Source organism: Thermithiobacillus tepidarius DSM 3134 (genome assembly GCF_000423825.1).
GTDB classification, from domain to species: Bacteria; Pseudomonadota; Gammaproteobacteria; order Acidithiobacillales; family Thermithiobacillaceae; genus Thermithiobacillus; species Thermithiobacillus tepidarius.
This window is the reverse complement of sequence record NZ_AUIS01000041.1, coordinates 1-8851: the sequence shown is the minus strand read 5'-3', so window position 1 is coordinate 8851 and position 8851 is coordinate 1. Positions and strand designations below refer to the sequence as shown.

Below are 8851 nucleotides of genomic sequence, written 5' to 3'. Positions count from 1 at the left end.
CAGCTGCGCGAGATCCTCGCGCGCAAGCAGATCAACGTGGCACGCGACATGCTCAAGCACTGGTGCACCTGCGTCATGCGTTCCAAGGTCGAACCCATGAAGGAGGTCGCCGCCATGGTCCGTCGCCACCTCGAGGGCATCGTCGCCTGGGCCCAGACCCGCCAGACCAACGGCTTCCTCGAAGCGCTCAACGGCCTGTTTCAGTCCGCCAAGCGCCGCGCTCGCGGCTTCACCCGCTTCACCACTATCAGAACCGTCATCTTCCTGATCGCCGGCAAGCTCGACTTCGCAGTGATCAACCCTCATGCCCGGCAACCCACTTGAAATTCAACAGAGCCCTTTTTTGTTCGGATATAAGAATATTAATCCCAGCTAATTCTTATGGCCGGCATCCGGTCATGAGCCTAGCTTGTTCCTTCCTCCTTTGGTGGTTTGGGCGCGGATGACCTCCGCGCTTTTTTCTTTTCCGCCCCGCCTGCCTGTCCGACCCTGATTCTGCTCGACCCTGGACGCTCCCCGCCGCGTCCGCCGCTTTGCCGCAAGCCTCGCCCAAATGAAAAGGGCGCCCGCAGGCGCCCTGAAGCGATCATGTCTTGTTTCAATTGATCAGCGTGGTGTTGGGCAGTTCCGGCAGGCGCGGCATGGTCTGCTTCGGGAATTCGCCGGTCAGGGTGTTCAGGAAGGCCACGATGTCGCTGACCTGGTCGTTGGTAAGCGTCTTGTTGAGTTGCACCCGGGCCATCACCCGCACCGCTTCATCCAGCGTCTTCACCGAACCGTTGTGGAAGTAGGGCGCGGTCAGCGCGACGTTGCGCCAGGTGGGCACCCGCCACACGTTCTTGTCCTCTTCCTTCTTGGTGACGCTGAAGCGGCCCGGGTCGGAAAGCAGGTCGTACTTGGTATCGTACTCGCTGCCCGGGAAGCGGGGGAATTTCATGAAGAAGCCCTGGCCCACGGGCAGTTGCGGCCCGGCGAAAATCGGGCCGCTGTGGCAGGACGTGCAGCCCACTTCCTGCACCAGCCGCATGCCGCGCTGGGCGGCGGGGCTGATGGCGTTCTGCTCGCCTTTCACGAAGCGGTCGAAGGGGCTGTTGGGCGTGATCAGGGTGCGCTCGTAGGCGGCGATGGCCTTCGCGACGTTGTCGATGTTGACCGGATTGTCGCCGCCGAAGATCTCTTTCATTTCCTGTGCGTAACCGGGGATGGCCTGGATGCGCTGGATCGCCAGATCATGCTTGGGCATGCCCATCTCCACCGGGTTGACCAGCGGACCCTTGGCCTGCTCCTCCAGGGTCGGCGCCCGGCCGTCCCAGAACTGCGCGCTCAGGAAGGCCGCGTTCCACACCGTGGGCGCGGAGCGCTCGCCGAGCTGCCCCTCGATGCCCACCGACACGGGCCGCGCATCGTCGCCGCCCGCCATCACGTTGTGGCAGGAGTTGCAGGACACGGTGCCGGTGAGGGACAGGCGGGGATCGAAGTAAAGCTGCTTGCCCAGCTCGATCTTGGCCGGCGTCATGGGATTGTCCTCGGGCACCGGCGCCTTGTCGGGCAGCACGAAAGGGGCCCAGGGACCCTTCAAGGTCTGCGCCTGCCCCGTTTGCGCCGCCGGCGCGGGAGCCTCTTTCTTGGACTCGGTTTCCGGCTGCTTGCAGGCAACCAGTCCCAGGGTGGCGCCGCCCGCCATCAGCAGGGCGCCGAGGCGCAGGATCCGGTGCTTCTTGTATAATGACTGAGCCTGTTCCATGTTGCGCTGTCTCCTGTAGAATGGATGAGTACGTTTGAGACTAGTTCTAAATATTGTATAAGTCAAACCGTGCGGCTCGGCCGTTCCGCTGGGCGCGGCCCGCATGTCGCGGCAGGCTTGGCGTCTTGACAAGACCGGCGCCAACCCTTAGCATTCCGCGTCTACTCAAACAACTGCATAGTTTGGAGTTGCAGAATGAAAACTTTTTCCGCCAAGGCCCACGAGGTCAAACGCGACTGGTATGTGGTCGACGCCACCGACAAGGTGCTGGGCCGCTTGGCTGCGGAGATCGCCTTCCGCCTGCGCGGCAAGCACAAGCCGGAGTTCACCCCCCACGTGGATACCGGTGATTACATCGTGGTGGTCAACGCGGAAAAGATCCGGGTCACTGGCAACAAGGCCAAGGACAAGATCTACTATCACCATACCGGATACGTGGGCAATCTGAAAAGCGCGAGCTTTGAAAAGATGATCGCCACCCATCCGGAGCGCGTCCTCGAGATCGCGGTCAAGGGCATGCTGCCCAAGAACCCGCTGGGCCGCGCCATGTACAGAAAGCTGAAAGTCTACGCCGGGCCCGAGCACCAGCACGCCGCCCAGCAGCCCCAGCCCCTGGAAATTTAACGGAATCGACCATGGCCGAACAACACTACTACGGAACCGGACGCCGCAAGACCTCCACCGCCCGCGTTTACCTCAAGCCCGGCAAGGGCCGGATCAGCATCAACAAGCGCAGCCTGGAAGAGTACTTCGGCCGTGAAACGTCCCGCATGATCGTCCGCCAGCCCCTGGAGCTGACCGGCAATGTCGACCGTTTCGACGTCATGGTCAACGTCAGCGGCGGCGGCAACAACGGCCAGGCCGGCGCCATCCGCCACGGTATCACCCGCGCCCTCATCGCCTACGACGAAGCCCTGCGCGGCGGCCTGCGCAAGGCCGGCTTCGTGACCCGCGACGCCCGCGAGGTCGAGCGCAAGAAGGTGGGCAAGCACAAGGCCCGCCGGAGCACCCAGTTCTCCAAGCGCTGAGCGAAGAAGCGCATGTCCGAAAGCGCCGCCCTCTGGGCGGCGCTTTTTTGCGTTTGTTGGTGCGGCGGCCGCGAGATTTCAGGTTGTGGGATGCGCGAATGCTTATCGCGAGCAAGCTCGCTCCTACGCCCGAATGCTGCATGGCGATGCTGCATGGCGGCTGTAGGAGCGAGCTTGCTCGCGATGAAAAAACGCGCGCTTGGACAGCGCTGCTGGATGGCGGAAGGGAAGAGGTTTTGGTCGAACCGGGAGAAAATGGCTGGGGGACCTGGATTCGAACCAGGGTTGACGGAGTCAGAGTCCGTAGTCCTACCGCTAGACGATCCCCCAAAGGAGCTCCCATTCTATTTTTTTTGGGACGTTTGTCAAGAAGGCTGTGCTCGCAGGGCGGCGGCTCCTTGCGGTCAGTCCGCCAAATCGGGAAATCGGAGCGCCGGCGCGGTTGGCGGCGCTGCAGAGCCGGTGCCTTGCGCTGGCCGTTCCATGGGTGCGCATGCCGTTGCATGCAAGCTTTTGATTTTCTGATGCGGCTTTCATTGCCGTTTTGCAATAAAAATGCTTGTATAGCGCTTGCGCTTGTGTAAAATACCATCCAGCCAAGTAGCTCCCGTTGGTGCTTGGTAAAAAAGCAGATGATGTTTGCGCAAACAAAATCGTCTTTAATTCTTGTTCTACCCAAGGAGATAGAAATGTCCATGAACCTCAAGCTGATGGCTGCTGTTGTCGCTGGTATGCTCGTTCTGTCCGGCTGCGGCAAGAAGGAAGAGCCCGCTGAAGCCCCCGCCGCCACCGAAGCGCCTGCCGCTGAAGCCATGAGCCCCGCTGAAGCCCCCGCCGCCGAGGCTCCCGCCGCCGAAGCGCCTGCCGCTGACGCCGCCTCTCCCGCTGCTGACGCCGCCGCTCCCGCTGGCGACGCCGCTGCGACCGGCGCCACCGAGAGCCCCGCTGCTGCCCAGTAACAAGCTGGCCTAGCAAGGCGCGGGGGTATCTCCCCGCGCCCGCGGTGCAATCCCAACACGGCCCCGAAGGTTTCCTTCGGGGCCGTGTTGTTTTTGTGCATCATGGCGCCTCGCCGGCGGCGACGGCGAGTGGCCGCCAAGCCGCATGGCTCAAGGAAAATTTGCTTCCGTTTCGCTTCTTCGGGCGTCGCTTGCCCCACGCGCAACAATCTTGTTGTAAAAAGGTTGCAAAGCCCGCGGGCCGGTGCTATAAACATCAACAGCAGTCAGTACACTGCTTTTTCCTTGAGGAGGAGTATTACATGAATAAGATTCTTGCAGCCGCGATCGCCGCGGCCATCATTGCGCCTGCTTCCGCCATGGCTGCGGACGCCAAGAGCGCCCCGAGCGTCAAGATCGGTGGCGGCATTCAGGCCGACTACCGCCTGGGTGACGGCAACGACGTGACCACCGCTGCCGGCTACGGCGAGCATGAGTTCAACATGCGCCGCGCCCGCCTGACCTTCAGCGGCAAGGTCAACGAGCTGATCGGTTTCGGCGTGACTCTGCAGGGCGATAACACCGGCGGCACCATCTTCCGCGATATGTTCGGTACCTTGAACTTCAACCCGCTGGCCAAGGTGACCGTGGGCCAGTTCAAGTACGAATTCGACCTGGAAGGCCGTGAGTCCTCCTTCGATCGCCCCTTCATGGACCGCACTAACATCACGAACGCAGCGGCTGGCGGTGCTAGCGGCGATTTCCGCGACAAGGGTGTGCAGTTGAGCGGCGCCATGGACATGGGCGGCATGGGCGCTGGCTACGCGCTGGGTATCTTCCAGGGCAACGGTGGCACAAATTCGGTGAGCGATGCCGGATCTGGTGGCAACAACAACTTCATGTACACCGCCAACCTGTTCGTGGCCCCGGTGCAGGGTGCCAAGATCAACGCCGGCTACATGAACAACGACAACACCGCCGATAACACCACCGGCGCGGCCGCCGAGAACAAGTTCGACGCCTGGACCGTGGGTGCTGCTTATGACGTCGGCCCCATCCTGGCCCGCGCCGAGTACTACAACCGCAAGAACCAGCTTGCGGGCGTTGACCTGACCACCAAGGGCTGGTACGTGATGGGCGGTTACACCGTGTTGCCCGATCTGGACCTGCTCGCCCGCTATCAGACGATGGAAGTGGACGAAGTCGACAACAGCACCCTGTCCAGCGTCGATCTGGGCGCCAAGTACTACTTCGCCCGTAAGGGCAAGCGCGGCGGCAGCAACGTGGCGGTCAACTACATGATCCGCGACGCGGATGCCAATGCGGCGACCACCCTGCTGAACGATGGCCGTGGCGCTATCGTGGCCGGTGACAATGTCGAAAACGTCCTGGCTGCCCGCCTGCAGGTGGCTTTCTAAAAAGCAGTTAAGAAACAAGAATAAGGCCCTCAGGGTCTTGGCCGTCCGGTTCCGCCGGACGGCCTTTTGTTTTTTGGGCTGCTGTTCTGCTGCGTGCGGCATGCCGGGCAGTGCTTGCGCTGGGCCGAATCTTGTTGCGTTGCGCGCCAAGCTTGCCCTGGATGGGCGTGCGTCGTTGTTTCCGGTTGTGTTGTCGCGGGACGGTTTTTTATCGCGAGCAAGCTCGCTCCTACGTCCGCATGTGGCATCGTGGCTGTAGGAGCGAGCTTGCTCGCGATCAACGGCGCTCGCTACGTGCCGCCACGCCTGCGGGATGGCCTGCCAAGCCCTGCGGCATTCCGTTCGCGCCGGATTCGGCGTAAAATCCACGATTCATGATGCTTCGCCGCGGCGGCATTGGGCCTGCGCGGCGGGGTTTCTTTTTGGCCGTGCCGCCTGTCTGCGCGGCGTGGTTTTTTGCTGAGCGTGTACTCCCATGCAAATACGTGTCGGTATCGTCGGTGGAACGGGTTATACGGGCGTCGAGCTGCTGCGCCTGCTGGCCAGGCATCCCGGGGCGCGGGTGACGGCCATCACCTCGCGGGCCGAGGCGGGCATGCGGGTGGATGCGCTCTTTCCCAACCTGCGCGGGCATTGCGAGCTGAGCTTCAGCGAGCCGGACCCGGCGGCGCTGGCCGCTACCTGCGACGTGGTCTTCTTCGCCACCCCCCACGGCGTGGCCATGGACCTGGCGCCGCAGCTCCTGGCCGCGGGCGTGAAGGTGATCGATCTGGGCGCCGATTTCCGCCTGCGCGATCCGGCAACCTTCGCCCGCTGGTACGGTATGGAGCACCGGGCCCTGGACTGGCTGGAAAAGGCCGTCTACGGCCTGCCGGAGACGCGCCGGGCGGCGATCCGCGAGGCGCAACTGATCGCCAATCCCGGCTGCTACCCGACCGCCACGCAACTGGGTTTTCTGCCGCTGCTGGAAGCCGGGCTGCTGGACCCGCACAGCCTCATCGCCGACACCAAGTCGGGCGCCAGCGGGGCGGGCCGGGCGGCCAAGCTGCCCAATCTCCTGTGCGAGGCGGGCGACAGCTTTTCGGCCTATGCCGTGTCCGGCCACCGGCACCAGCCCGAGATCGAGCAGGAGTTGTCCTGCTGGGCCGGCGGCGAGGTGCGCGTGACCTTCGTGCCCCACCTGACGCCCATGATCCGCGGCATCCATGCCACCCTGTACGGGCGCCTGACCCGCGACATCGATGCCGCCGACCTGCAGGTTCTGTACGAGGCCCGTTACCGCGAGGAGCCCTTCGTGGACGTGCTGCCGCCCGGCAGCCACCCGGCCACCCGCAGCGTGCGCGGCGCCAATGTCTGCCGGATCGCGGTGCACCAGCCGCGCCCGGGGCAGGTGGTGGTGCTGTCGGTGATCGACAACCTGGTCAAGGGCGCTTCCGGGCAGGCGGTGCAGAACATGAACCTGCTCTTCGGCCTGCCGGAGGCCATGGGGCTGGAAGATGTGGCGCTGATGCCCTGAGCTTCCACTGTCCTGAAACCCCGGGGTGGCCTGCGGACACCGGCTGCCCCGGCCGCGTTGAACTTGACGCCGCGCCGATTGTCCGAGCAGAATAGTCGGGTAAGGACTTTCGCAAACGAAGTCTGTGCGGCCCTGCGAGAATTCATCCCAATCCCAATTGATGGAGGTAGTAATGACCACTGCGACGCAAACCGTGGACGAGATGCCGGCGGCGCTGACCCTGACCGAGAGCGCGGCCAACAAGGTGAAGGGCCTGATCGAGGAAGAGGGCAATGCCGATCTGAAGCTGCGGGTCTTCGTGACCGGCGGCGGCTGTTCCGGCTTCCAGTACGGTTTCACCTTCGACGAGAACACCCAGGATGGTGACACCGCGGTGGAGCAGCACGGCGTGACCCTGCTGATCGATCCCATGAGCTACCAGTACCTGGCCGGCGCGGAGATCGATTTCTCCGAGGGGCTGGAGGGCGCCCAGTTCGTCATCAAGAACCCCAACGCCACCACCACCTGCGGCTGCGGTTCTTCTTTTTCCGCTTAATCTGTTAAAATTCGTCCTGGGACCAAGGGAGGCTCCGGCCTCCCTTTTTCGTGGCGTCTTGAGCGGTCGAGGAGACAAAATGCAGGACAAGCTGCCGGAGTATCTGCCGGGTCTGGAGGGCGTGCCCGCCACGCGCTCCAACATCTCGTTCATCGATGGGCGCGCCGGCCTGCTGGAGTATCGCGGCTTTCCCATCGAAACCCTGGCGGAACACAGCACTTTCGAGGAAACGGCGCTGCTCCTGCTGGACGGCCAGTTGCCCACGGCCGCGGCCCTGGAGGAGTTCGATCGGGCCATGCGCAACACGCGGCGGGTGAAGTACAACGTCCGCGAAATGATGAAGTTCATGCCGGTGACCGGCCATCCCATGGACATGCTGCAGACGGCGGTGGCCAGCCTGGGCATGTTCTATCCGGCCTACGATCTGCTGGCCAACGGCCCGCGCAGCGATCTCGACTACGTGCACAAGATGTCCGTGCGCATCATCGCGCGCATGCCCACCCTCGTCACCATGTGGGAGCACATCCGCAACGGCAACGACCCGGTGCCGCCCCGCGACGACCTGACCCACGCGGAAAACTTCCTCTACATGCTCAAGGGCAAGCAGCCCGATCCCCTCTTTGCGCGCATTCTGGACGTGTGCCTGATCCTGCACGCGGAGCACACTATCAATGCCTCGACCTTCGCCGTGCTGGTGGCCGGCTCGACCCTGGCCAGCCCCTACGGCGTGATCGCCGGCGCCATCGGCACCCTGTCCGGCCCGCTGCACGGCGGTGCCAACGAGAAGGTGGTGGAGATGCTGATGGAGATCGGCGATGCCAAGAACGTGGACCGGATCATCGACGCCAGGCTGGCGCGCAAGGAAAAAATCTGGGGCATGGGGCACCGGGAGTACAAGACCAAGGACCCGCGCGCCACGATCCTCCAGGGCCTCATGGACCGGCTGGCCGAGCAGCGCGGGCTGAAGCACAGCCGCCTGTTCGAGACCGCCATGGCGGTGGAGAAGGCGGCGGAGCGCCGGCTGGCGGAGAAAGGGGTCTACCCCAACGTGGACTTCTACTCCGGCGTGCTCTACTACGAGATGGGCATCAAGACCGATCTCTTCACCCCCATCTTCGCCATGGCCCGCTCGGCGGGCTGGCTGGCCCACTGGCGCGAACAACTGTCCGACAATCGCATCTTCCGCCCGACCCAGGTGTATACGGGCGAGCGGCAGCGCGAGTACGTGCCCTTGGAGCGGCGCGGCGCCGAAGCCTAAGCGCGGATCGGAGCTTGATTCGCGACTGGGAGCGGCCCCGGGCGCGCATCTGTACATCGAACCGGCTGTTCCGATAGCCGCTTGCTTTTTTGTGCCCGCGAAATTCCCTGCGGTCGTTTTTTCTTGCTTGCGAAAGAAGGAATCGCCGCTTGGGCTGCGTTGGCGAGCCTAGCGGAGTTGAGGGTAGGAGCGGGCTTTCGCCCGCGGGTTTGGTCAGGTATCGGGGGGGCGACGGCAACTTCCTTTTTGCCGCTCCCTTTGGTCGCTCTCGCTGCGCTCGCGAAACTTCGCTGCGCTTGTTTTGCCGCTCCCGTGGGTTGCTCTCGCTGCGCTCGCGAAACCGGGCAGCGCCCGTTGCCTGAGGCGCCATAGGCGCCGACAGCGCAACGGTAAACTCCCGTCGGTCGTTTTGCC

General features: G+C 63.6%; 9 protein-coding genes and 1 tRNA gene. 8 read left to right on the top strand and 2 right to left on the bottom strand.

All coding sequences use genetic code 11. The annotated features are described in order from the left end of the window. The coding region (locus tag G579_RS0113115; protein WP_028990535.1) for a transposase at positions 1–324 on the top strand (324 nt) is incomplete at its 5' end. Positions 325–598: 274 nt separating this feature from the next. Here G579_RS0113115 and G579_RS17630 read toward each other — a convergent pair. Then, positions 599–1744, bottom strand: coding sequence for a cytochrome-c peroxidase (locus G579_RS17630; RefSeq protein ID WP_211218748.1), 1146 nt, complete (start codon positions 1742–1744; stop codon positions 599–601). Positions 1745–1939: 195 nt separating this feature from the next. On the opposite strand from G579_RS17630, the gene rplM reads away from it, so the two are divergent. Together rplM and rpsI are read left to right on the top strand one after the other, a co-directional pair. Next, positions 1940–2368, top strand: coding sequence for a 50S ribosomal protein L13 (gene rplM, locus G579_RS0113105; protein WP_028990534.1), 429 nt, complete (start codon positions 1940–1942; stop codon positions 2366–2368). 11 nt (positions 2369–2379) lie between these two features. Next, a complete protein-coding gene (gene rpsI, locus G579_RS0113100) occupies positions 2380–2772 on the top strand; it encodes a 30S ribosomal protein S9 (protein ID WP_028990533.1) in 393 nt (130 codons plus the stop codon). Positions 2773–3028: 256 nt separating this feature from the next. Here rpsI and G579_RS0113095 read toward each other — a convergent pair. Continuing rightward, positions 3029–3102 (bottom strand) — tRNA-Gln (locus G579_RS0113095). Positions 3103–3461: 359 nt separating this feature from the next. Here G579_RS0113095 and G579_RS0113090 point away from each other — a divergent pair. The 5 genes from G579_RS0113090 to G579_RS0113070 all read left to right on the top strand — a co-directional run bounded on the left by G579_RS0113090 (position 3462) and on the right by G579_RS0113070 (position 8437). Further along, positions 3462–3731, top strand: a complete 270-nt coding sequence (locus G579_RS0113090) for a hypothetical protein (protein ID WP_155989875.1) — start codon at positions 3462–3464, stop codon at positions 3729–3731. A 302-nt stretch (positions 3732–4033) separates the two neighbouring features. Further along, positions 4034–5128: a porin gene (locus G579_RS0113085; RefSeq protein ID WP_028990531.1), complete on the top strand. Its 1095-nt coding sequence runs from the start codon at positions 4034–4036 to the stop codon at positions 5126–5128. Positions 5129–5603: 475 nt separating this feature from the next. Further along, complete coding sequence (gene argC / locus G579_RS0113080; RefSeq protein WP_028990530.1) at positions 5604–6644, top strand: N-acetyl-gamma-glutamyl-phosphate reductase; 1041 nt, start codon at positions 5604–5606, stop codon at positions 6642–6644. Between the two features lie 172 nt (positions 6645–6816). Continuing rightward, on the top strand, positions 6817–7179 hold the full coding sequence (erpA, locus tag G579_RS0113075; RefSeq protein WP_155989873.1) for an iron-sulfur cluster insertion protein ErpA: 363 nt from the start codon (positions 6817–6819) through the stop codon (positions 7177–7179). Positions 7180–7258: 79 nt separating this feature from the next. Continuing rightward, the gene (locus tag G579_RS0113070) at positions 7259–8437 is read left to right on the top strand and encodes a citrate synthase (RefSeq protein WP_038020048.1); all 1179 of its coding nucleotides are present in this window, start codon (positions 7259–7261) and stop codon (positions 8435–8437) included. Positions 8438–8851 lie beyond the last annotated feature (414 nt).

Excerpts from the sequence above, each read along its gene's own strand:
- G579_RS17630 (WP_211218748.1), bottom strand. The coding sequence starts at position 1,744 with ATGGAACAGGCTCAGTCATTATACAAGAAGCACCGGATCCTGCGCCTC.
- rplM (WP_028990534.1), top strand. The coding sequence starts at position 1,940 with ATGAAAACTTTTTCCGCCAAGGCCCACGAGGTCAAACGCGACTGGTAT.
- rpsI (WP_028990533.1), top strand. The coding sequence starts at position 2,380 with ATGGCCGAACAACACTACTACGGAACCGGACGCCGCAAGACCTCCACC.
- G579_RS0113090 (WP_155989875.1), top strand. The coding sequence starts at position 3,462 with ATGTCCATGAACCTCAAGCTGATGGCTGCTGTTGTCGCTGGTATGCTC.
- G579_RS0113085 (WP_028990531.1), top strand. The coding sequence starts at position 4,034 with ATGAATAAGATTCTTGCAGCCGCGATCGCCGCGGCCATCATTGCGCCT.
- argC (WP_028990530.1), top strand. The coding sequence starts at position 5,604 with ATGCAAATACGTGTCGGTATCGTCGGTGGAACGGGTTATACGGGCGTC.
- erpA (WP_155989873.1), top strand. The coding sequence starts at position 6,817 with ATGACCACTGCGACGCAAACCGTGGACGAGATGCCGGCGGCGCTGACC.
- G579_RS0113070 (WP_038020048.1), top strand. The coding sequence starts at position 7,259 with ATGCAGGACAAGCTGCCGGAGTATCTGCCGGGTCTGGAGGGCGTGCCC.